This is a genomic window from Bowmanella denitrificans (assembly GCF_002887595.1).
GTDB classification, from domain to species: Bacteria; Pseudomonadota; Gammaproteobacteria; order Enterobacterales; family Alteromonadaceae; genus Bowmanella; species Bowmanella denitrificans.
Genome location: NZ_PEBU01000004.1, coordinates 357,885 through 380,880 on the forward strand (window position 1 = coordinate 357,885; position 22,996 = coordinate 380,880).

Genomic DNA, 22,996 nt, shown 5'->3' on the forward strand with positions numbered 1-22,996 from the left:
AAAGTGCTACTCTGTAGTCTTATTAATGGTAATAATTCTCATTTTGTTGATGTACCTAAAAATTGAGACGCTCACATGACTGCACATACAACCCCAACTCTTTACTTTAAAACCTCCATACTCAGCGCATTTGTTGCCGCAAGCCTAGGCATGCCCGCCTATGCTCAGGAACAGCAGCAAATTCAAGAAAAGAAAATAGAGAGAATCACGGTGGTGGGCGCCACAACCAACGCGGCGATTACCCCTGAAGAACTGGAAAGCTACCAGGCCAATGACCTGGAAGATATCTTTCGCCATACTCCCTCGGTGACCGTTGGTGGCTCTTTAGGTATTGCTCAGAAGATATTCGTGCGTGGCGTGGAAGATTCCATGGTCAATGTCACTGTGGATGGCGCGCCGCAAACCAGCACCTTGTTTCACCATATAGGCCGTGTGGCCATTGAACCTGAACTGTTGCGCAGTGTGGAAGTTCAGGCTGGCGCAGGGGAGGCCACGTCAGGCAGTGGCGCAGTGGGGGGAGCGATTCGTTTTAAAACCAAAACCGCAGAAGATCTGCTGACGGATGGAGAACGTTTTGGTGGTCTGCTTAAAGCCGGTTATTTTTCTAACGATGGGCATAAAGAAAGTGTGTCTTTGTACGGACGTGTTACCGACGCAGTGAATGTGCTGGCATCTTATGTCAATGTCAGCCGCAATAATATGGATGATGGTGACGGACAGGAGATCCCCGGCACAGCGGCGGATCAGACCCTGGGTTTTGCCAAAGTCCATGCCGATATTACCGAGCATCAGGAACTGACCTTAAGCTATGAACGCCGGAAAGAGGAAGGTCAATTTGGCAAGCAAACCAACTGGGCGCCGCTGGCAAGCGATCCGCTTTTTGCATCCTGGGGTGAGCGCGAGACCCTGGTGTTGAATCATGGTTGGTATGCCAACGCCTTACTGAATCTTGAAACCACCCTTTATCAGACCGAGTCGTCCTTTAAACGTGAGTTATACACCTGGGACGCGTCAATAAAAACCACCGGGTTTGATATTCGCAATAGCAGTGATATTGGTCGTCATGCCCTGACCTATGGCGTGGAGCACAAAAAGGATGAAGTGCACTCCCAGTCATACGCTGATTTTGGCGGTATTTTTGACGAAGACGGCAGGGTAACCGCGCTATACGCCCAGGATCACTGGCAGATCACCGATGCGCTGCTACTCAGTCTTGGTCTTCGTTATGACGCTTATGAGCTTGACCACCAAGGTATTGAAGCCAACTGGATTAAAGTCGATGGAGTTTGGGTAATAGAGACTGATGCCAATGGCGATCCTGTTACCTCCAGCAGCGCGTTTTCAACCAAAAAACAAGACGGGATAAGCAAGAATCTGGGCTTTACCTACAGTTTCACCGACAGCTTAAGGCTGACAGCGGGTTATGCAGAAGCGTTGCGCGGCAGGCAGGTGGCAGATGCGTTTACCGTGGGGGAGCTGACGCCTAATGAAAACCTGAAAGCCGAAGAGGTTGACAACATTGAGCTGGGCCTTGAATACAATGACGGGACCTGGTTATTTGAAGCCTCGGTGTATCGCAGTGTGATCAACGATGTGGTGTTTGATAAGTTTAAAGGCAGCGAGGGGGTCTTTTACGAGAATATCGGCGATCTGGAGAGTAAAGGTCTGGAACTGGTAGCGGGTTATAAGGCCAGCAACTTTGATCTGTTGGTGAGCTACAACCACAATGATGTAGAACTGAATAACAGCGAATTCTTATGGCCTGATGCAAGTGATCCCAGCGGCGTTCGCCGGGTAAATTTAAGTGGTCTGCAACTGGCCGCTTATGAATACGGTGGTTTGGGCAATGCGGTTGGAGATTCACTCAATGTGAGCGCAAATTACTGGCTGAGTGATGAGATTAAACTGGGCCTGAATATCAACTATGTGGCCAGCCTGAACGATATCGAAGTCTTTCATCGTTCCATGGAACTTGGCTGGGTCACAGAGCTTGAAACTATTAATAAACCAAGTTACCAGGTTGTTGATGTCTATATAAGTTACGAGCCGACAGCAAACTTACGTCTGGATCTGGCAGTACAAAATTTACTGGACGAGTCATATCGCAGCCACGGTAGTGTTGCCGACTATGGCCATATTCCTGGCTACGAGTCCGTGGTGGGAATTAAAGAGGCTGGCCGGGACATTCGTTTAAGTCTGGCCTATCGCTTCTAAATTCCGGCTAGCTCAAAGTAAAAGCGCTGTACTTGTGCAGCGCTTTTATTTGCATGGTGTATTGATGATGTTTTTCAACAAATACGCGGGCGAAATAGCGATTTCCCTAAGAGTGCTGCTGGCCTCGGTTGGTGGTTTTGTGCTGGCTAATCTGAGTGCCATCGCCATTGCCTCTGTGATGAAGGCCGATAAGGTAGATGGTATTACCGCCGGTATGATGCTGAGCTTTATTGTCTACGCCATCGCAATACTGTTGGTTTTTTCGGTTAAATCCATCCGCCGTGCCGCTCTGAGCATTCTGCTGCCCTGTGTTTTATTGTTTGTCTGGCTCTTGGCTGTTGAAGGAGTGCTGTCGTTATGAAACCCAGATTCAGGCAATCTATGAACTGGTTGCACACCTGGAGTGGCTTCATCTTTGCGTGGCTACTGTATTTTATCTTTATTACCGGTAGCGCTGGCTATTTTGAAAATGAGATTGACCGCTGGATGCAACCTGAGCGGGTGGTGGTACAAAAGCCAATGGATGATGCCGATATTCTGGCCATGGGGACCCGGCAATTAAGCCAATCAGCAGATGATGCGTCACAATGGTATATCAGTTTCCCGTCATCCAGAGACCCTTATATCGGCATTTCCTGGTTACAACCCGCAGATGCCAGTAAAGGAACCGTCAGGCAGTGGCTGGATCGTCATTTACACCCTGATAGCGGTGATATCATCTCAGCGCGTCAAACCAGTGGCGGAGAAACCCTCTACCGGTTGCACTACACCCTCTACTACATGCCATTGCAACTGGGCTATATCCTGACCAGTGCCGCGGCGATGCTCATGCTGATAGCGCTGATTAGCGGTGTGATCATCCACAAGAAAATCTTTCTGGAGTTTTTTACCTTTCGTACGGGTAAGGGGCTGCGCTCCTGGCTGGACATACACAATATTTTCAGCGTGCTACCACTGCCATTTCACCTGATGATCACGTATAGCGGCCTGATGTTGCTGATGACGGTGACAATGGCAACGGTTATTGATGTCACCTATGGGGAGGGAGAGCAGAAACATCGTCAATTCTATACTGCAGCGCAGGCCGAGATAACCACTGAGCAAGTTATCAGTATGTCGGCCGCTCAGTTGTCTCCCGAAGCTGCCCTGACAGATGCAAAAGCCAGATATGCCAGTCAACCTGTGAGCTATGTCGGGATTTTGGCACGCGGCACCGAAAACCAGCAGATAGAGGTGTGGTTTGCCAGCCAGCGCAGTATAGAGTTTGCGTCAATGCTCAGCTACCGCGAACAGGACGGACAAGTGGTGATGAGTCTTTCAGAAGGTAAAGCCGGGGCGGCAGCCAGGGTTTACGATGTGCTAGAACATTTGCATGAAGGCTTGTTCGCCGATATTTATTTGCGCTGGTTGTATTTTATCTGCGGTTTGCTGGGGGCGGGCATGATAGCCACCGGGGCCATCATGTGGCTGAAAAAGCGTTTAGCGAAAGGGCAGCATTCTGCCAGTTGCGCATTACGACGCCTGGCCAGCATTAATGCTGGCATGATACTGGGCATTCCGGTTGCCATTGCCTGTTACTTTGCCAGTAACAGACTGCTGCCCTTTGATATGGCCTTTCGCGCGGAATGGGAGCTGCATTGTTTGTTTATTGGTTTGCTGCTGAGCATTGGCTTGGCGGTTTGCAGCGCTGCACAGAGCGTCTGGCGAAATCTGTGCTGGCTTGCTGCCGTCATGTTTGGCTGGTTACCCCTGCTTAATGCCCTGACCACCGAGCACAATCTGCTCGTCAGCCTTATCCAGGCTGACTGGCTGATGCTTGGTTTTGACTTGTGCATGCTAGTGTTTTCAGCCGCATTTGTGTTGCTTGCCATCCGTTTATCTAAAACGACTGCTGCCACTCTCTCGGGTGACAACGTCACAAGGCCACTATAGGGCGTGAATCGATATGTTGATTTTAATGCTGTGCGTCCAGGTTTTTCTGGGATTCTACTGTTTGAGCCTAAGTTTAACGCGCCACTACACGCAGGTATTCGGAGCCACCAGACGGGCAACGCCTTTGCGCGTGCGTTTTTACCGGTTTAGCGGATATAGCATGCTACTCATCGCGCTGTTTTATTCCGTCTCTATATGGGGGCTGGCACTTGGTCTGGTGTATGGACTGGGTACTGCCACTTTTACAGCGGCCATACTGGCATTGCTGCTGACTTACATGCCCAGGCGTCTGACATTCGGCCAGCACCCTGATTAACTTTTCTCTGTCGGTTCAAAAACAGGCGCAATCAACGGCTGAATGACGCTCTGCGTATATGCATTGTTAATATAATGTAAATTTATAAAGTGTGGTGTTTTTATCGCCAATGTGTATAATGCGCCATCCATTACCCATGCCCTGGAGTCGTTATGTTGTTGGCCATTCTGGTTTCTCTGTTGAGTGCCTGGTTTTACTATGTAGAAGCATTCAGAAACGGTTTGAGCGCCAAGCATTGGGGTGTGGCTGGATTACTATTCGGCCCACTGTTGTTACCGCTGTTCAGTGTTAAAAAGCAAATGGCGCTGCGCAAGGCGAGGGGATTTGGCTCGGTGTATATTCGCGCCTGACAACCAATAGCAGGTATCAGCCGGTTTAATGCGGCAAACACAAAAACAAAAAAGAGAGCCGCTGCTCTCTTTTTTCTGGAATACCGGCAATACTGCCTCCGGTAACGTCATCCGACAGCCAATGGACTGTTGAACAACCTCTTATGCATTCTTATACACGTACTGAACGTGGCTTCCAGGCTTGCAGAGTCTGGGTAGTTTCTGCTTTGCTCTTAACTGGAGCTTTGGCACCCTCGGCGGCTTTGTCAGCGACAGGAGTGGCGGTGGTCAGTGCGATGGCAATGGCATAAGCTTTCAACATGTCTATCTCTCCTATTGGGTTAAGTTTTTCAGTAACAACCAGTTGGCTGTCCCACAGAGGATATAGCGAAAGCTGTGCCAGTTTTTTAAGTTGTTGAATTTTAAGTGTTTTTCGTTGTTTTATTGGCGTTGGGCGGCAACAGTCAATTTTTTGATTTGGCAATCCAAGGGCTCAACCGATAGATTGCGCCAAGGATTTGACTAATTGGTGTTTTTAGACTTGTTGTCTGGGAAAGTGGCAAAAACATTGCCGGGTGGCGGTGAATTGCCGCGATTTGCGGCTGCTTAAAGCATCAGGCCGTAAACAACGACTAGCGGCTGTAAACAGCCCCTAGTAGTTATTTTGTTTGATCAGTTTATTCAGGCGACGGTTTTCCTGCAGCAGATTGGTAAAGCGTTCACTGCTGAGCGGCTTGCTATACAGGTAACCCTGTAACATTTCACATTCGTAGCGGCGCAGTATGCTTAGCTGCTGCTCTTCTTCGACACCTTCTGCGACCACCTTTAACCCCAGATTGTGGGCAATAGTGATAATGGCGCTGGTCATGTGCCTGTCTACGGCACTGGTGGCAATATCATCAATAAAGGCTTTGTCTATTTTTAACGTGTTAAGTGGAAAACGCTTCAAATAGGCAAGGGAAGAGTAACCGGTACCAAAGTCATCCAGGGCCAGGTGAATGCCCATCTCCCGTAGCCTCTGCATCAGCTCCAGTGATTGCTCAGGACGCTGCATCAGGGTGCCTTCGGTAATTTCGCATTCCAGATGCAAGGGGGACAGGCCGGTCTGACGCAATACCTGCTCGATGCGCTGGTCAAGGTCTGGCAATTCAAACTGTCTGGCGGAGATATTAATTGCCACACGGCCACTGAATAAACCTTGTTTTACCCAGCGCTGGGTATCTTCACAGGCCTTACGCAGGACAATATCGCCAATTTCGATAATTTGGCCGGTTTCCTCGGCCAAAGGAATAAATTGATCGGGGCTGACAATGCCTTTCTCGGGGTGTTCAAAGCGTACCAGGGCCTCCATGCTGACCAATTGTCCGGACGCGATATCTACCTTGGGTTGATAATAAACGCTGAACAGATCTTCTTTGATACCGTGTCGGATGAGGTTTTCGATTTGCAACTGACGAACGGCATTTTGATTCATTTCACCGCTGAAAAACTGGTATTTGTTACCCCCGGCATTTTTAGCGAAGTACATCGCAGTATCCGCATTCTTAAGCAGTTCCTGCGGGCTGGCACCGTCTTCTGGATAAAATGCAATACCCAGGCTGCCACCCAATACAAATTCCTGGCGGCTGATAATAAAAGAGCGAGCCATTTCGTCCAGAATTCGTTGGGCTAAATGCGTGATACGGTGGATATCTGTACTGTTCTCAACCAGTACGCTGAACTCGTCGCCGCCCAGTCGATAGCAAGTCGCGTTGGTACCAGTGATTTTTTGCAGCCTGGCGGCAATTTGCTTAATCAACAAATCGCCGGTTTGGTGACCCATTGAGTCGTTGATTTTTTTAAAGTTGTCCATGTCCATGCAAAGCAGGGCATGGGGCATACCTTTACGCACCAGGTTCTGATGGCTGGCCTGGAAAAAGGAACGATTTGGCAAGCCTGTCAGCGTATCGGTATTAGCCAGTTGTAACAGTTCTTTCTCGGTACGCTTGCGCGACGTGATATCGGAAAATACCCCCACGTAGTGGCTTATACTGCCATCGTCACTGTGGATTGCATCGATGTTCAAATCGATTTCATAGCGTTCACCATTTTGTCGCAGAGATTCAATTTCGCCGCTCCAGTTGCCTTTGTGTCGCAAGGTTTTACGGACTTCATCGGTAAACGCGGTGGGATACTGATGAAAGGACAGATAACTGGCCAGGGCTTGTTCGCGAGTTTCGCCGGTATGGTTACAAAATGCCTGATTCACCGAAATAATCCTGAAGGTGGTATCGGTGATAAATACGCCGTCAGAAATAGTTTCAATGGAGCGTTTAAACAGTCTGAGTTGCTCCTCTGCCTGTTTAAGGTGACTGATGTTTTTTAATGTTCCAGTCATCCGTAGCGGGTTCTGATTGGCATCCCATGATACAACTTTGCCGCGATCCAGTATCCACTGCCAGTCGCCCTTGAAGTCTTTAACTCTGTAGGTGGTCTCATAGTATTCGGACTTGCCTTTAAGGTGCTGACTCAGGCAGTCTCTGACTCTGTCCAGATCGGCTTTATGAATATTGGACTCTAATTGGGTGGCTACCCGATGATTGTCCTGCGGAAAATCCAATACCCCCCAGATATTGGCTCTGGTCACTTCGGCCTGCGCAATATCCCAGTCCCACAATTCGTCACCACTGCTCCAAAGGGTTAGCTTCAGCCGCTCTTCACTGTCTCTGACCCGGCGTTGAGTAACCCGGCGCAACTTGTATTGACGGAACCAGTAACTGAGCAGTAAAAACGCTACCAGGCCGTAGGCCAGCAGGGCTGACTGGTGTAACCAGGTTGGAGCTTTAATATGAATGGCCAGCTCCGCAGGCGGGGACCAAGGCCCATCTAACTCTCGGGCCTGTACGCGGAAATGGTAGTTACCAAAACCCAGATTAGTAAAGGTAGCCTGACGAATATGGTGGTCGGCTTCCAACCACTGGTCAGACAACCCCTGCATCTGGTAGCGATAATTGACCGAACGCGGATTAACAGGATTGATAAGTGCAAATGTCAGGGAAAACGGCGATGCTTTGTTTTCCAGTTCAATAGACTCAAGCTGATAAACCGGCCTGGTAAGGGGACTGTCTATTTCACCTACGCCGACCTCTTGGTTAAAGATACTTAGCCCGGTTACTTTGGGGGCTCGCACTGCCAGCTTGCTGACATTGGTCAGGCGATTAGGGTTAAATATGTGGAAACCCTTAGTTCCGCCGAATAACACATCACCTTTACGGGTAATAAGGCCTGCCGACTCATTTAATTCATTATAATCCAGCAGATCCTTAGGGATGTGTTGAACCAATTGACCATTTTGCCTGGATATCTGGTCGATGCCCGCTGTTGTGGCAATCCAGACAGCGTTGTCATCCAGTAACATGGTTAAGACACCATTGTCTGACAGACCATTGTCTCTGCTGTAATGCTGGACAATCTTGTAACTCTGCTTATCCAGTTTATACAGGCCGTTTTTGAAGCTGGAGACCCAAATAAAATCAGGCCCTTCCAGAATGGCGTTGGTGTCACCCAGAGGTAACTTCTCACCATTGATATTGAAGGCTGGCTGACTAAACTGGCCGTTATCCAGGTTGTAAAGGCTGATGCCGTCATTGCTCGCCAGCCAGACATTGTTGTGGCTGTCCACCATATTAGGCTTGATCAATTGCCCCTGCTTGTTGGGTACAGGGATTTGGCTGAAACTGAAATCCGCTATGTTGATACTGGACAAGGTGCCGGTTGTCCAAATCCAAGCGAAGCCCCCTGACAGTTGAATACTATCGACAAGCTGACCGGGTAGCAGATGCTGTAACTGCAATAGCTGCCCTTTATCATTCAGTTTAAATATAAAAATGCCGTCTATGGTTGCCAGCCATATCCGGTCCTGCTCGTCGAGGGCCAGATCCCAGATAGAGTGGGGAAAATCAGACAGATAATGTTTGAATCCGGCGGACGTAGGTTCAAACAGGTTCAGGCCGCCAGATTGTGTGGCGATCCAAATGTTACCATTTTGCGCTTCAGAAAAAGCCCACACCATATTGTCTGAAATAGACACATCACTGTGAGGAATGGCCTGGTAATGTTTAATAAAGGCACTACGTTCATTGTACTGGTAGATTCCGCCGGTGAAACTGCCCAACCAGATGGAATCGTTGCTGTCTTTTAACAGTTTAAACACGTAGCGGTTATCCAGTGACACCAGTGCGTCATTGCGCTGGTCAATATTCAGGCTGGAGTAGCTTGTGGGGTTGACTATGCTCAGGCCTTCAGAGGTGCCCAGCCAGACATCGTTGTCAGCATCCTGCTCAATGCTCTGGACTAAATTGCTGACAATAGCCGGTTGTGAACCCGTGTGCAGGTGACGTAATAACTGTAACTGTTCGTTCAGAATATACACACCTTGCTCTGTAGCAAGCCAATACTGATTGTTAATGACTTTTATATCATGCAGGAAACTGGCATCAATCTGCAGCTCCCATGGATTTTGCCCATCTAATTTGTACAGGCTGTTGGAGTCGACCTGGTAGATCTGGATGCCGTGGCCGTAACTACCGAGCCACAGCCGGTCGTCTTTCACCAGGATGCTTTTGGTTTCCGGAAAAATTTCGGTATTCGCCAGTCTGATGCGATGGAAATTTTGTTGTTTTTCATCGTATTCATACAAATGATTCTTGTCTGTAACCCAGAGTTTTCCGTCCAAGCCACGACTTATGGCGACAATCAAATCATCTGCCAATTGAGTATTTTGGCTGTTGAAGCGGGTAAAGTTATCACTATGGGCATTGTAACGTGCCAGGCCGCCGTTGGTAGCGACCCATAAGGTGCCTTGCTGATCTACATATAGCTGACGTACGAATTTGTCGGGCAAACTGTTGGGATTGTTGGCGTCCAGATGATATTGCTTAAACTGATAGCCGTCGAAGCGGTTTAGTCCATTGACCGTTGCGAGCCAGATAAAGCCTTGTTTGTCTTCGGCAATATCCAGGATGGTACTCTGACTGAGTCCATCAGACACGGAATAGTTCTTGAATTGAATATTCGACAGATTGGTGGTGGCCCGGCTCCAGGGCGAAAAAAGCAGCCCGAGACAAAATATTGTCCCTAAAAAAGCCAACTTGACCGAATTAAGACGCAAAGGACACCTTTTAGCAGCGCCGCTGCTTTATAGTAATTATGTTTATCGGGTATTTTCTGCTGTCGGCCATCCCTGCCAAAATCATTGGCCAAATCGCTCAGCGATTGACCTGCAACTGGCTACCCTCCTGGCCTGCCAACGTCTTGTTGATTTCGTACGTTAAAATATGTCTGGGTTCAAGTCAAAGGGCTGGAGGTAGAAAAGGCTGACTTTTAACGAATCAGCCGTGCATTTGCCTTAAATTGCGGCAAATTGTCAATATGCACACCCTGCAGTGGCTGTGCCGATTGATCTGATTGGGTGCTGTACAGCAGTACTGAGCCAAACCCATTGCTGGCGTTGAACCCCTGGCAAAAATGCAATACCTGTTCGCGGCTTAAGGCCAGAATCTGTTTGCTGAGTCGCTGTGGCTGGTCAAAGTTAAGGTCTTCATTGCCTATGGCCAGCCACAAACGCTGACTGCGCATGGACAACCCAGTATCTTTGCTGATTAACTGCTTGGCGATGCCTTGTTTGATAGCTTGCCAGTCTGATTCTGAGATGGACGCGATGCCAGCCAGGCTTTGGTGCAGGAAGTCACGAATTTCGCTAACCAGGGTTGCATTGTCATATTGCGGCGATTGGATATAAAACCCCATGCCCGGATGCTGGTTATAAGGCATATAGCCACTTCCGACTAAATAGCCCAACTGTTTCTGAGTGCGTAATTGATTGAAAAAGGGCGCGGCCAACAGTTGTTCGGTCAATATGGTTAGCGCGATACATTCCACGTCGGCACAAGGTGTTTGGAAGTATAACAATACCGCATTGTCATCTGCCTGACAGGGTACCGCTAACTGATAATTGTCTGTCAGTGCTATCACCTGTCTTGGCAATGTACCGATACACAGTTTTTCGGCCAATTCTTCTTGCTGCAGTGTTTGCGCAAATGCCTGTGTGTCTGACTCAGACCAGTCTCCATGTGCAAAGGCTTCCAGATGCAGGGCGGCCAGAAGATGGGCATGTTGATTTTGCATCTGGGCAAAATCTGCATCCTCAACCATAGGTAGCATATCTTCCATGGAAAAAGACAGCGGTTGCATCAGCACCGACAAATGGCTGAACAGCCGGTTTACCGGCTTATTGAGCAGACTATTTTGCATGGCCTGGATTTGTCTGGTTTTGGCTTGTTCAAACTCATCACGGGTGTAATCAAATCTAACAATCTGTCTGAGCATCTGCTCAGCCATAGTAAATTGTTGGTGGCTGAAACCGCTGGTATGCAGGGAAAATCCACCCTGATGTGCATAAAAGTGGAAGTGTAATCCAGCAATACTGGCCTGATAAAAATCCTGGTTCAAACGCTCCTGAACCATCGCTGTCCATATGCGTTTATAGGCACACAAATTGGCACCTTGCATGACTGCCTGACTATCAAAAGACAAATACAACTCGCCTTTGGGTTGTCGAAATTCATCGTCCTGACAAAACCAGAAACTCAGGTTGTCAGTGCTGCACAGCTTAACCGGCAACAGAAAACGCTGATCTACTTCATTAAGTTGCGTATGCACGCTTAAGTATGGGTTGGGTTCCGGTAAGCGTAATTCGTCAATTTCCTTCGGCTGATGGCACTGCTTAATGAAGTCCGTTGGCAGGGGCGAAATAGAGTAGGGTGTTTGATACCAGCGCGCTGCTCGGTCAGTGACCTGATCGGGCAGGATCAGTTTCAGGCGCATGTTGTCAGGCGTCATTTGTTCCAACATGTGCTTTATCAATTCAGGGGCGAACGTATCCATCAGGTATTCGCCACTCAGCAAATGCTGAGGAGGATAAAAATGTAACTGGGTAGCCAGGTGCGAGGCCATATCCATAGCTTTAGGCTTATCATGAAAATCAAAGGCCATCTGGCCAAACGCCTGACGTTCATCAAAACGCCACTGTGTAATGCCCTGTTGGCGAATAAGTTGCAGGCAGGAGAACAACGCTTTAACGACTTCCTGCCAATGAGCAGCCCCTAGCGGAGTCAGTTGCATGCTGACATTGAAGTCTTTGAAATTACTGCCCTGAATTCCCCCGCCAGCACTGAGACTGGTCGCCCAGCCCTGGTTTCGTAAATAACATAACAGGCTGCCGGGGCCTTCATCGCCAATTAAATGGCTGATTAGATTCAGGGGTTTGCTCAGGTAATACTGGTGCACATCCTCCAGCGCAAAACTAACGATCAGACGCCTGGCAGTCTTCAGCGGGGTAATATTAAGAATAACCCCCAACTGTTCGGGCAAGTACAAGGGAGGGTAGGCATTGGCCTCGTTTGTTTTGCCATGGGGCAGAGTAGCGAAATATCGCCTGCATAAGTCTTCTTGCTCATCAAGTGTCATATCTGACACCAAACTTAAACTCATATTTCCGGCGCGGTAATATTTCTGATGTAATTGCATCAGCATCTGTTGCAATTGCCCGGCACTGAACTGGCCGAATATTTCCTGATTGCCGACCGAAAATTTGCTGAATGGGTGAGCGGGATTACAGGTCTCTTTGTGCACCTGATACAGGCGTCTGAGGTCGTCTTGTTGCTTCAGCCGGAATTCAGCATCAATAGCGTTTAATTCACTGGAAATGGCTTGCGGATCAAATAACGGCTTGCTGAGCATCGCGCTGAATTGTTCAAGTGCATGGGCAAAACCGCTATTAAACGCATCAAAGTAGAAACTGGATTGTTCTGTACCCGTCCAGGCGTTAACATGTCCGCCGTTTAACGACAGGTAGTCTGCCAGGTGGTTAGCAACAGGGTAGGATTGACTGCCAAGGAACAGCATATGCTCAAGCAAATGTGCCAGTCCCTGACAGTGCGTTGGATCCTGGAAATGGCCCATGGCTATCGCAGCACAGGCAGCAGATTTTCGGCTGTCTGGATCTTGCACCAGCAGTACATTCAGACCATTGTCCAGTTTCAGGTGCCGATAGTGGCATCTATCATAGGTGCTGATGATCACGTGCTGAGCCTGTTAGTTGGTATATAGGGTATCAAATAGGATAACGTGGCAAATTGCAACTGAGGGTGCCTGTCCTTTTTATTTGTTATAGTCGCGTGCCGATATTTTCCAGGTATTTTGGGGAATTAAACTGTCAATGCAAATTTTTGTAATGCGCCATGGTGAGGCGGAAAGTCGTTTTGTTGAAGACGCCAGCCGCAATCTTACCGATTATGGTGTGGCTGAAGCCAAGGGAAGCGGTGGTTGGCTGAAAGAGGTGGCGGGTCATATTGACTTGGTACTTGTCAGTCCTTACGCCAGAGCCATTCAGACGTTGGATGCGGTTAAGACCATGCTACCAGTGGAAGTCACTGAGATTTGCAATGATGTTACCCCTAATGGTCAGGCTGAGCACTTCCATGCATATCTGCAGGCATTACTTGCCAGTCGACCCACTGTGCAGCGTGTGCTGATTGTTAGTCATATGCCTTTTGTCAGCGCCTTGGTGGATGAACTGAGTGGCCATTTTTATTCGATGCTGTTTGCTACTGCAGGTATCGCGGTGCTGGACTATGAACCGGAAAATGGCCGGGCCTCGCTAGTCAGGCAGCATATACCATAGAAATCTGTGGCTGCTAGCTCACCTTGCCGGCAATGAAATTTCGATCTTGCCTTTAGCTTTTACGCATCTCTCCGATAATACTTGTGAGGAGGAGGAGAGATGTCCGGTAAAAGCTTGCCTGCCTATTTACAGCAGGTATTAGAAAATCATTTGGAACAGTCAGATCTGGTCTACGACGATGAGTTGCAGGGCATCTTTGAGCGTTTGGGGCAACTCAATGACAAGGTTGAGCAATTGAAAGCCAATATTCGTCAAAAACGCCTGCAACAGGAAAAGCAGAAGTAAAGGCCAACAGGCTCTGGTTAGCCTGTCAGACTGTCGCCACGCGCAGGGTCGGGCTCCTTGTAATAAAGCGGCTTAACCCTGACCGTTTTGACCATGTTGTCATTTATTTCAATGATCTCCATAGGGTAACCTGCTAAGCGGCAACACACCTGCGTGGAAGGAATGGCCTCGAAATGTTCCAGAATTAAGCCATTAAGGGTTTTAGGCCCTTCGATGGGCAGGTTCCAGTCCATTTCCTTGTTCAGATCCCGAATGTTGGCACTGCCGTCGACCATCACACTGCCATCATCCTCGATGTTCACTTCCTTGCTATGGGTGGGCAGGATGGTAGTGGTAAAGTCGCCGACGATCTCCTCGAGAATATCCTCCAGCGTCACCAGCCCTTGAATATCACCGTATTCATCCACAACCAGACCAATGCGCTCCTTGGCCGACTGAAACTTGTAGAGCAGGGTATGCAGTGGCGTCGTTTCCGGCGTGAAATAAATTTCCCGCACGGCGCGTAACAGATTGGCTTTGGAAAACTCGTCTTTGGCCAGCAGTCGCAGCGCATCCCGAGCATGTATAAAACCCACCGCATCGTCTATGGTGTCACGGTATAACAGCACACGAGTATGCTGGGAATGCATCAGTTGCTTCTGGATGGCTTTCCAATCGTCATTGATATCGATGCCGACGATTTCGTTGCGGGGGATCATAATATCCTCGGCCGTTACTTTCTCCAGATCCAGAATGCCCACCAACATATCCTGGTGTTGTTTGGGGATCATGGCACCGGCTTCATGCACCACGGTGCGCAATTCTTCGCGGCTTAAGCTGTCTTCATCACCGTTTTTGGGGCTGATACGGAACAGCACCAAGAAGGCATTGGTAAAGCCGTTAACAATAAACACCACCGGATAAAGCAGTTTCAGCATTGGCAGTAATATCACCGAGCTGGGGAAGGACACTTTTTCCGGGTAAAGCGCCGCCAGCGTTTTTGGAGTGACTTCGGCGAATACCAGGATCACCAGAGTCAGGGCAAAGGTTGCAATGGCAATACCCACATCACCAAACAAACGCATACCGATAATGGTGGCGATGGCCGAGGCGGCAATATTCACCAGGTTATTACCGATCAGAATCAGACCAATCAGACGATCCGGTCTTAGCAGCAACTTGTGCACACGAATCGCACCTTTGTGTTCTTCTTTCACCAGGTGCTTGAGCCGATACCGGTTGATGGACATCATGCCGGTTTCGGAACTTGAAAAATAGGCGGATAACAATATGAGGATGGCAAGCAGAATAAACAGCGTGCCGGTAGATATGTCGTCCAAAGATGGGGTTCCTGTGTTGTCTTAACTTTTCCCTGCCGTCTTGTTTGTACAGCAAGGAATCATCCGACGCTCTAGTTTGCCAAACTCGTTTCTACATTCCCAGTAAAACTTCTTTGACAAAGCGACTACCAAAATAGGCCAGGGTTAATAACATGGCCCCAACCAGGGTTGTAATCACCACAGGGCGACCACGCCAACCAAAGCGATAATGTCCCGCCAACAGCAGCACAAACACCAGCCAGGCCAGGCTGGACAGTACGGTTTTGTGCACCTGATGCTGGGCGAACATATCATCCAGGAACATAAAACCACTTACCAGAGATAAGGTTAGTAGCACCGTGCCCACTAGCAGCAGCTTGAATAGAATTTGTTCAACAATCAGCAAAGGCGGCAAGGACGAATGCAACAATGAAAGTTGCTTGCGCTTCAGGCGAAAATTAATACAAGCCAGTTGTAAGGCGTACAGCATACTGATCATCAGGCAGCCATAGGCAAATAGAGCCAGGGTGATATGGGCAATCAGGGCCGGACGCATTTCAATATGCATCAGGTGCGTGTCGGGCACGAGCAGATTGAGCAACACAGTAATGGCAGAAAATCCGTATACCACAGGCAGTAAAATGGCATTGGGTAAACTAAAGGAGGCGATGGTCATAGAAAGGGTTATCATCCAGGCGACCAATGAGGCCACATTGAGTATGCTCATGTTCTGGCCTGGTTGGTTAAATATGCCTTCGCTCAGTAACCAAAGATGCAGCACCACCCCAAGCGTGCCGAGGAAGGCAGAGAACTTATGCCGCGGCCCTTCGTGATGAAACAACCGGCTGCCAATATGGATTGCCGCAACCAGATAGAGCAAGGTGACCATCAAACCTAACAGGAACATTGTTTTGCCTTACTGATTAGCATCTGTTGTTAAGATTCCTTCCGAAACCAGGCCTCTGAACCCGGCTGACTTTGCCAAATGGCGCCCAAGTATATCTTTTCGTTGTTGGCTAAACCAGCCTAATGAGAATGAATATCAACAGGTTGCCTTGGATGGGCAGTGCGGATACATGGAAATTGCCCTGCATCGCCTATATAATCCGCGGCACCGGCTAATTGCCTGCATTTTTTATTTCAGACGCCAGTGGTCGGCGTCGAAAAGGATGAGATCTGATATGTTTGAAAATCTTACCGAACGCCTTGGGCAGACCCTGAAAAACATCAGTGGTCGTGGTCGACTCACTGAGGACAATATCAAAGACACCCTGCGTGAAGTCAGGATGGCTTTGCTTGAAGCAGATGTGGCGTTGCCGGTGGTGCGGGAGTTTATCAATCAGGTTAAGGAAAAAGCCGTTGGCATTGAAGTCAGCAAGAGCCTTAATCCTGGCCAGGTGTTTGTTAAAATTGTACGTGGCGAGCTGGAAGCCATTATGGGCCAGGCCAACGAAAAGCTGGCTTTATCGGCACAGCCTCCAGCTGTAGTGATGATGGCAGGCCTGCAAGGGGCGGGTAAAACCACCAGCGTCGGTAAATTAGCGCGTTTCCTGCGGGAGCGGGAAAAGAAAAAAGTGCTGGTGGTGAGTGCCGACGTGTATCGCCCTGCGGCGATTAAACAGCTGGAAACTCTGGCCAACGAAGTGCAGGTAAGTTTCTATCCATCGGACATCAGCCAGAAACCCATCGATATCGTTAATGGCGCTATCGAGCATGCCAAGAAGCAATTCTATGATGTGTTGTTAGTGGATACGGCTGGCCGTTTGCATGTTGATGAAAGCATGATGGACGAGATTAAGGCCCTGCACCAGGCGGTTAAGCCTGTAGAGACTTTGTTCGTTGTCGATGCCATGACGGGCCAGGACGCTGCAAACACCGCTAAAGCCTTTAATGATGCATTGCCACTGACCGGCGTGATCCTGACCAAGGCGGATGGTGATGCCCGCGGTGGTGCGGCATTGTCGGTACGACATATTACCGGTAAGCCGATCAAATTCCTGGGTATGGGTGAAAAGTCTGACGCACTTGAGCCATTCCACCCGGATCGCGTTGCGTCGCGTATTCTGGGCATGGGCGATGTGTTGAGCCTGATTGAAGAAGTTGAGCGCAAAGTTGATAAAGACAAAGCGCAGAAAATGGCTAAGAAGATCCAGAAAGGGAAAGGATTTGACCTGCAGGATTTCAAAGAACAATTGGAACAGATGCGCAGTATGGGCGGCATGATGTCGATGCTCGACAAACTGCCTGGCATGGGCAATATGTCCGAACAGATTAAGGAAAAAGCTAACGACAAGAGCTTTAACCAACTGGAAGCCATTATCAATTCCATGACCGCCAAGGAGCGTGCCAACCCGGATATCATCAAAGGGTCGCGCAAGCGTCGCATTGCCGCAGGCTCTGGTACACAAATTCAGGATGTAAACCGTTTGCTTAAACAGTTTACCCAGATGCAGAAAATGATGAAGAAAATGTCGGGTGGCGGGATGCAGAAGATGATGCAGCGTATGAAAGGTATGATGCCTCCTGGTGGCCCGGGCGGCATGTTCCCGCGTCGCTAATCCGTTATTGGTTGGCGGTGTGAGGCCGTCAACGCCCCCCTTCCGGTTAAGATGTCAGGCGGCCGGACAATGTCTGATTCAGGTTAGATGATTAGACAAAGTACGCACAAAAGCCGCCGTTGCCCCCCAGATATGTTGTTGTTGCCAGTGAATAAAATAAATCGGGTGGGTCAGGCCCTGACGCTCGGCAAGGTGCACCATATGATTGTGTTTATTCATTAAATAGCTGAGCGGCACTTCAAACACCGAGGCCACTTCATTGTGATCTGGTATCAGTTTGCGCGGCGGAGGTAAGATGCCGATGTAAGGCGTAACTTCGTAGCCGCTCACGGTTCGATAACGCTGCAGCTGGCCTACAATCTCAATATTGTCAGTATTGATGCCAATCTCTTCACGGGTTTCACGTAAGGCGGTATCCAGTAGGTCGGCGTCTTCAGGCTCTTGCCTGCCACCGGGAAAGCTAACCTGCCCGGCGTGATGCTTGAGATGGCCTGCACGGCGGGTAAATAGCAGGGTCAGTTCGTCCCGTTCAATAATTGGCATCAGCACGGCTGCCGGCCTGCCGGGTTTACGCAGCGGAAAATCCCGCTCACTGTCGACCTGGCGGGCATGATGAAATCTGTTCAGAAATTCAGCTTTTTTCATATGCCTGTTATTTAGTGGTTATGGCCAGTTGTTGCCAACTGCATTATCAAGGAGCTATGTCAGTACCGGCAGTATTTTATTGACCTTATGCAGGGTTTCCTGGTATTCGTCCTGCGGATCGGAATCCAGCACAATACCACCACCGGCCCAGCAATGTATTTGCTGATTCTCACATATCAGGGTACGGATGCAGATACTGGTGTCCATACGACCCTGGGCGGATAGATACCCAATGCTGCCACAGTATAGATGACGACGTTGGGGTTCGAGTTCTTCAATAATTTGCATGGCACGGATTTTCGGCGCACCGGTAATTGAACCGCCTGGGAAAGCGCCGCGCAGTAGATCCAGTGCCGATGCGTTTGGCTTTAACTGACCTTCCACCGTACTGACCAGATGGTGGACGGCCGGGAAGCTCTCGATATCAAATAATTTAGGCACTTGCACAGAGCCGGGCAGGCAATGCTTGCTTAAGTCATTGCGCAGTAAATCCACAATCATCAGGTTTTCGGCGCGATCTTTGTCAGCCGCACGTAGCTCTTCCGCCAATGCCGCATCCTGTTGTGGGTTGTCACCTCTTGGTCTGGTGCCTTTAATGGGTTTAGTTTGCACCTTGTCCCCATCGACCAGCAAAAATCGCTCGGGTGACAGACTTAGCACCGCCCCTTGTGGCAGCCGCAAAAAAGCCGAAAAGGGCGCTTGATTTGTGGCTCTGAGCTTAAGGTAAGCCTGGTATTCATCACCCTGATAGGTGGCGCTGAAACGCTGGGCCAGATTCACCTGATAGCAATCGCCAGCCAGTAGATATTGGTGGATCTGCCCAAGTTTATGCAGATATTGTTGTTTGGACATATTGGCATGCCATGGGCCGGTCAGCTTAAAAGCTTGCTGCGGAGCGGCTGGCTTTGCCTTTTCCAGAAGTTTATCAGCGCTGGGCGCCGGGTAGTGGGGGTGATAATACACCTTGCTTTGGCCACTGTGGTTATCCTTTACCAGGGCCCAGCTGTAAAAACCCACCGCCATATCGGGTGCCTGAATATCCTTATCTGCTTGCTGGGGCAGGTTTTCGAAACAGCGACCCAGGTCGTAGCTGAAATAGCCGGCGGCACCACAGGCAAAAGGGATATCTTCAGACACAGACGTCAGCGCAAGTTCAGGAAACAACGCCTGATTCAACTTTTCAATTAAACTTAAAGGGTCAGCATGGCTATATTCAATTTCATCCTTGTCTTGGTGCCATATATGGCTGACACCGGCAAAGGTTTGAATATGGGCAATGGGCTCAGCCAGCAGAATATCGTAGCGGCCGTTTTCATGGGGGCTTTGCGCCGAGTCCAGCAGGATAGACCAGGGGCTGGCACTAAACCGGGCGAAAATATCCACAATCGACAAATTTTCAGGTAGCAAAAAAGACTTCACGGGGTACTCGGTAAGACCATTGGCTAAGTATCTGGCCTTGGTCACTGCTGCTAATGCGAGTATCATACTGCAACCACAAGAAAGACCAAGCAGATAGCCGCTTTGACGGTTATCGAATGTGTAAAAATCAGACAACGCGGTGAGGCAATAGCATGGCAGTGATTCGTCAGCAGGATTTTATCGACAGCATCGAAGATGCCCTACAGTTTATCTCTTATTACCACCCTCTGGATTATGTCAAAGCCGTCGAAAAGGCCTATGACAAAGAGCAGAGCCAGGCCGCTAAAGACGCCATGGCGCAGATCCTGATTAACTCACGCATGTCGGCCGAGGGCCACCGTCCTCTGTGTCAGGACACCGGCATTGTAACCTGTTTTGTCAAAATCGGCATGGCCGTGCAGTGGGACAAAACCGATATGACGGTGCAGCAGATGGTGGATGAAGGAACCCGTCGTGCCTATACCAATCCTGATAATCCGCTGCGCGCCTCGATTGTGGCTGACCCGGCCGGCAGCCGCAAAAACACCAAGGATAATACGCCCTCGGTAGTGCATATCGATATGGTGGCAGGCGATCATATTGAAGTGATGATTGCAGCCAAAGGCGGCGGCAGCGAGAACAAATCTAAGATGGTGATGCTCAACCCCAGCGATGATATTGCCGAGTGGGTGGTGAAAACTCTGCCGACCATGGGCGCGGGCTGGTGTCCGCCAGGGATGCTGGGATTAGGGATTGGCGGTACGGCAGAAAAAGCCGCGGTGCTGGCCAAGGAAAGCCTGATGGATCCGGTGGATATTCATGAACTGATGGAGCGCGGTGCCGAAACCACCGAAGAAAAACTGCGTCTGGATATCTTCAATAAAGTCAATGCGCTGGGTATTGGCGCCCAGGGCCTGGGCGGTTTGACTACCGTGGTGGATATTAAAATTAAATCCGTACCGACCCATGCTGCGTCCAAACCTGTGGTGATGATCCCTAACTGTGCAGCCACCCGTCACGTACATTTCCATCTGGATGGCAGCGGCCCAGCGGAGCTGACACCTCCAAAACTGGAAGATTGGCCACAAGTGACCTGGGAAGTGGGCGCCAATACCCGTCGGGTCAATCTGGATACCGTTACTAAAGAAGAGATTCAGCAGTGGAAGTCCGGCGAAACCGTGCTGCTATCAGGCAAAATGCTGACCGGTCGCGATGCGGCGCATAAGCGTATTCAGACCATGCTGCAAAATGGCGAAGGCCTGCCTGAAGGGGTAGATCTGACCAACCGCTTTATTTACTACGTGGGCCCGGTGGATGCGGTGGGTGACGAAGTGGTAGGCCCGGCTGGCCCGACAACTGCAACCCGAATGGATAAGTTCACTGATATGATGCTGGAGCAAACCGGTCTTATTGGCATGATTGGTAAAGCCGAGCGCGGGCCTGCTACGGTTGAAAGCATTGCCAAACACAAGGCGGTGTACTTAATGGCTGTGGGTGGTGCCGCTTATCTGGTGTCTAAAGCCATTAAGAAATCCCGTGTGGTGGCGTTTGAAGATCTGGGCATGGAAGCTATTTACGAGTTTGAAGTGCAAGATATGCCGGTCACCGTGGCGGTGGATAGCCAGGGTAATAACGCCCACCAAACTGGCCCGGCCATCTGGAAAGCCAAGATTGAAGAGCTGGATGCCGCGCTGACTAAGTAAATTAGCAAAGGCCGGACTCAGTTCCGGCCTGATTCTCTGTCCCTGTTCATAAGCTCAGGGTAAATTACAATTCCCCGATAATCAGCCTGCTTAGTGCCTTTGCGCGTCAAAAAGCACGCAACAACCTATTACCAGAAAGAACAACACCTGAGACGCGAAGTGCAAAAAACTGCGTGCAAAGTCCTGCTATCAACAATCTGGCGGCTCTAGGGCAACTTGATGTTGCAAATGATAATAGTTATCATGTCTATATGATTTGATCTACGCTATAACAGAGGCGCAGCAGCATGAATTCCGTCAGTCATTTATCCAGTAGGGCGCTCAGGCTAAAAGCCGGTACGGCTGATCTACATAGTCATGTAGACACCAGTATTATGGCCAAGGATCCCTTTGCATCGGTGCAAAGCTACCTGCAGTTTTTGACCTTACAATACCTGTTTTTAAAAGATGTGGAGGCTTTGTACACCCATCCGCAATTGGCTGAGCATCTGGATGATTTGAATGAGCGCAGACGCTTGGATGCTTTAGAACTGGATTTTGCTGACTTCGATCTGTGTTTACCTGACATTGCTGTAAAGCCGCTAATTACAGCAAAAACAGATTTTGCTACGGCGCTAGGCTGGCTTTATGTGGTGGAAGGCTCAAAAGTCGGGGCAGCGATGCTGGGGCGTCAGGTTCAGGCGCGATTACCCGTTTCAGGTGACAAAGGTGCACGTTATCTGGCAGGCCCTGGCGCGGGGCGCGGTAGTGCATGGCGTCATCTGGTGCAGGTTATTGACGATGTGGTTTTTTCTGAGACTCAGGAACAGGCCATATTAAAGGGCGCCCGCAGCGCATTTAGTCGTTTTCAGCAGTATCAGGCCCAGGTTTACGCTTGATGCAAAAAGTAGATGCCGGGCGCGTCAAAATGGTTGCTTTGAAGATGCTCGGCTGCTTGTTCCTCGCTCTTGGCGGCATTGGCGCAATATTGCCGGTAATGCCTACCACTATTTTTCTGATTCTGGCATTGGCCTGTTTTACCCGTAGCTCGAAAAAGTTTGAACAGAGGCTGCTTAGCCACTACAGATACGGTGAAGCGCTGAGGAACTGGCAACAACACCGGGTGGTGCCGGTTAAAGCCAAGTGTTTTGCTGCCATTGGTATGAGCCTAGGGTTACTGATGATGAGCAGCATTGCCCCAATGGTATCTGTATTGTCTGTAGCTGCACTAATGTTGGCGGTATGGGTTTACTTACTGTACTGCCCATCTTCGCCACCAAACTAGGGTGAGAAAGCGATGTTTGCCTTTGAATTAACTGCCGGAGCTGCCCTGAAAAAGCACACTGAGGTCGTGTTTCGCCGTTGTTGGGCTTAAGCCCAACCCACAGTGGGTCGAAATTAATTTCGACAGCAAAGCTCAGTCTAAGCGCCGTGGGTCGGACTTGAGTCCGACGGGATGTAAGCTAAGTGGTCAGTAAATCAGTCGTCAGTTAGCAGAAATCCGTTGACAGAGCGCGAGGGCGAGTCAGACTAAACTGCCAACTGCCAACTGCCAACTGCCAACTGCCAACTGCCAACTGCCAACTGCCAACTGCCAACTGCCAACTGCCAACTGCC

General features: G+C 49.5%; 18 protein-coding genes. 11 read left to right on the top strand and 7 right to left on the bottom strand.

Translation table 11 applies throughout. The annotated features are described in order from the left end of the window. The first annotated feature begins 75 nt into the window (after positions 1-75). From CSR04_RS10610 to CSR04_RS10630, 5 genes are all read left to right on the top strand, one after another. Positions 76-2,214 (top strand): TonB-dependent receptor domain-containing protein, encoded by a 2,139-nt coding sequence (locus CSR04_RS10610; protein ID WP_102796259.1) that lies wholly within the window; start codon positions 76-78, stop codon positions 2,212-2,214. Between the two features lie 64 nt (positions 2,215-2,278). Next, positions 2,279-2,575 (top strand): DUF3649 domain-containing protein, encoded by a 297-nt coding sequence (locus tag CSR04_RS10615; RefSeq protein WP_146027149.1) that lies wholly within the window; start codon positions 2,279-2,281, stop codon positions 2,573-2,575. After that, positions 2,572-4,146, top strand: a complete 1,575-nt coding sequence (locus CSR04_RS10620; RefSeq protein WP_245921524.1) for a PepSY-associated TM helix domain-containing protein — start codon at positions 2,572-2,574, stop codon at positions 4,144-4,146. The genes CSR04_RS10615 and CSR04_RS10620 overlap by 4 nt, the downstream gene beginning before the upstream one ends. A gap of 25 nt (positions 4,147-4,171) precedes the next feature. After that, entirely contained in the window at positions 4,172-4,462 is a 291-nt protein-coding gene (locus CSR04_RS10625; RefSeq protein ID WP_245921539.1) for a DUF3325 domain-containing protein, read from the top strand. Between the two features lie 152 nt (positions 4,463-4,614). After that, positions 4,615-4,812 carry a hypothetical protein gene (locus tag CSR04_RS10630; RefSeq protein WP_102796262.1) on the top strand — a complete coding sequence of 66 codons (198 nt, stop codon included), beginning with the start codon at positions 4,615-4,617 and terminating at the stop codon, positions 4,810-4,812. Positions 4,813-4,963: 151 nt separating this feature from the next. On the opposite strand, the gene CSR04_RS24930 is transcribed toward CSR04_RS10630, so the two are convergent. The 3 genes from CSR04_RS24930 to CSR04_RS10640 all read right to left on the bottom strand — a co-directional run bounded on the left by CSR04_RS24930 (position 4,964) and on the right by CSR04_RS10640 (position 12,912). Next, positions 4,964-5,113, bottom strand: a complete 150-nt coding sequence (locus CSR04_RS24930; protein ID WP_172449314.1) for a hypothetical protein — start codon at positions 5,111-5,113, stop codon at positions 4,964-4,966. Positions 5,114-5,443: 330 nt separating this feature from the next. After that, positions 5,444-9,820, bottom strand: a complete 4,377-nt coding sequence (locus CSR04_RS10635) for an EAL domain-containing protein (RefSeq protein ID WP_245921527.1) — start codon at positions 9,818-9,820, stop codon at positions 5,444-5,446. A gap of 332 nt (positions 9,821-10,152) precedes the next feature. Then, positions 10,153-12,912 carry an insulinase family protein gene (locus CSR04_RS10640; RefSeq protein WP_102796264.1) on the bottom strand — a complete coding sequence of 920 codons (2,760 nt, stop codon included), beginning with the start codon at positions 12,910-12,912 and terminating at the stop codon, positions 10,153-10,155. Positions 12,913-13,048: 136 nt separating this feature from the next. Here CSR04_RS10640 and sixA point away from each other — a divergent pair, with 136 nt between their 5' ends. Then, positions 13,049-13,513, top strand: coding sequence for a phosphohistidine phosphatase SixA (sixA, locus tag CSR04_RS10645; protein ID WP_102796265.1), 465 nt, complete (start codon positions 13,049-13,051; stop codon positions 13,511-13,513). A 99-nt stretch (positions 13,514-13,612) separates the two neighbouring features. After that, entirely contained in the window at positions 13,613-13,798 is a 186-nt protein-coding gene (locus CSR04_RS10650; protein WP_102796266.1) for a hypothetical protein, read from the top strand. 17 nt (positions 13,799-13,815) lie between these two features. On the opposite strand, the gene CSR04_RS10655 is transcribed toward CSR04_RS10650, so the two are convergent. Both CSR04_RS10655 and CSR04_RS10660 read right to left on the bottom strand, forming a co-directional pair. After that, the gene (locus CSR04_RS10655) at positions 13,816-15,117 is read right to left on the bottom strand and encodes an HlyC/CorC family transporter (protein ID WP_102796267.1); all 1,302 of its coding nucleotides are present in this window, start codon (positions 15,115-15,117) and stop codon (positions 13,816-13,818) included. A gap of 91 nt (positions 15,118-15,208) precedes the next feature. Continuing rightward, positions 15,209-16,003, bottom strand: coding sequence for a cytochrome C assembly family protein (locus CSR04_RS10660; RefSeq protein WP_102796268.1), 795 nt, complete (start codon positions 16,001-16,003; stop codon positions 15,209-15,211). 274 nt (positions 16,004-16,277) lie between these two features. On the opposite strand from CSR04_RS10660, the gene ffh reads away from it, so the two are divergent. Beyond that, positions 16,278-17,654, top strand: coding sequence for a signal recognition particle protein (gene ffh, locus CSR04_RS10665; protein WP_102796269.1), 1,377 nt, complete (start codon positions 16,278-16,280; stop codon positions 17,652-17,654). Positions 17,655-17,732: 78 nt separating this feature from the next. On the opposite strand, the gene CSR04_RS10670 is transcribed toward ffh, so the two are convergent. Together CSR04_RS10670 and pabB are read right to left on the bottom strand one after the other, a co-directional pair. Beyond that, complete coding sequence (locus tag CSR04_RS10670) at positions 17,733-18,299, bottom strand: CoA pyrophosphatase (protein WP_102796270.1); 567 nt, start codon at positions 18,297-18,299, stop codon at positions 17,733-17,735. A gap of 54 nt (positions 18,300-18,353) precedes the next feature. Then, positions 18,354-19,784 (bottom strand): aminodeoxychorismate synthase component I, encoded by a 1,431-nt coding sequence (gene pabB, locus CSR04_RS10675; RefSeq protein ID WP_102796271.1) that lies wholly within the window; start codon positions 19,782-19,784, stop codon positions 18,354-18,356. A gap of 86 nt (positions 19,785-19,870) precedes the next feature. On the opposite strand from pabB, the gene CSR04_RS10680 reads away from it, so the two are divergent. The 3 genes from CSR04_RS10680 (at position 19,871) to CSR04_RS10690 (ending at position 22,664) form a co-directional block, all read left to right on the top strand. Beyond that, the gene (locus CSR04_RS10680; RefSeq protein WP_102796272.1) at positions 19,871-21,400 is read left to right on the top strand and encodes a fumarate hydratase; all 1,530 of its coding nucleotides are present in this window, start codon (positions 19,871-19,873) and stop codon (positions 21,398-21,400) included. Positions 21,401-21,687: 287 nt separating this feature from the next. Next, positions 21,688-22,278, top strand: coding sequence for a biliverdin-producing heme oxygenase (locus CSR04_RS10685; RefSeq protein WP_102796273.1), 591 nt, complete (start codon positions 21,688-21,690; stop codon positions 22,276-22,278). Then, positions 22,278-22,664 carry a YbaN family protein gene (locus CSR04_RS10690; RefSeq protein WP_216362548.1) on the top strand — a complete coding sequence of 129 codons (387 nt, stop codon included), beginning with the start codon at positions 22,278-22,280 and terminating at the stop codon, positions 22,662-22,664. The genes CSR04_RS10685 and CSR04_RS10690 overlap by 1 nt, the downstream gene beginning before the upstream one ends. Positions 22,665-22,996 lie beyond the last annotated feature (332 nt).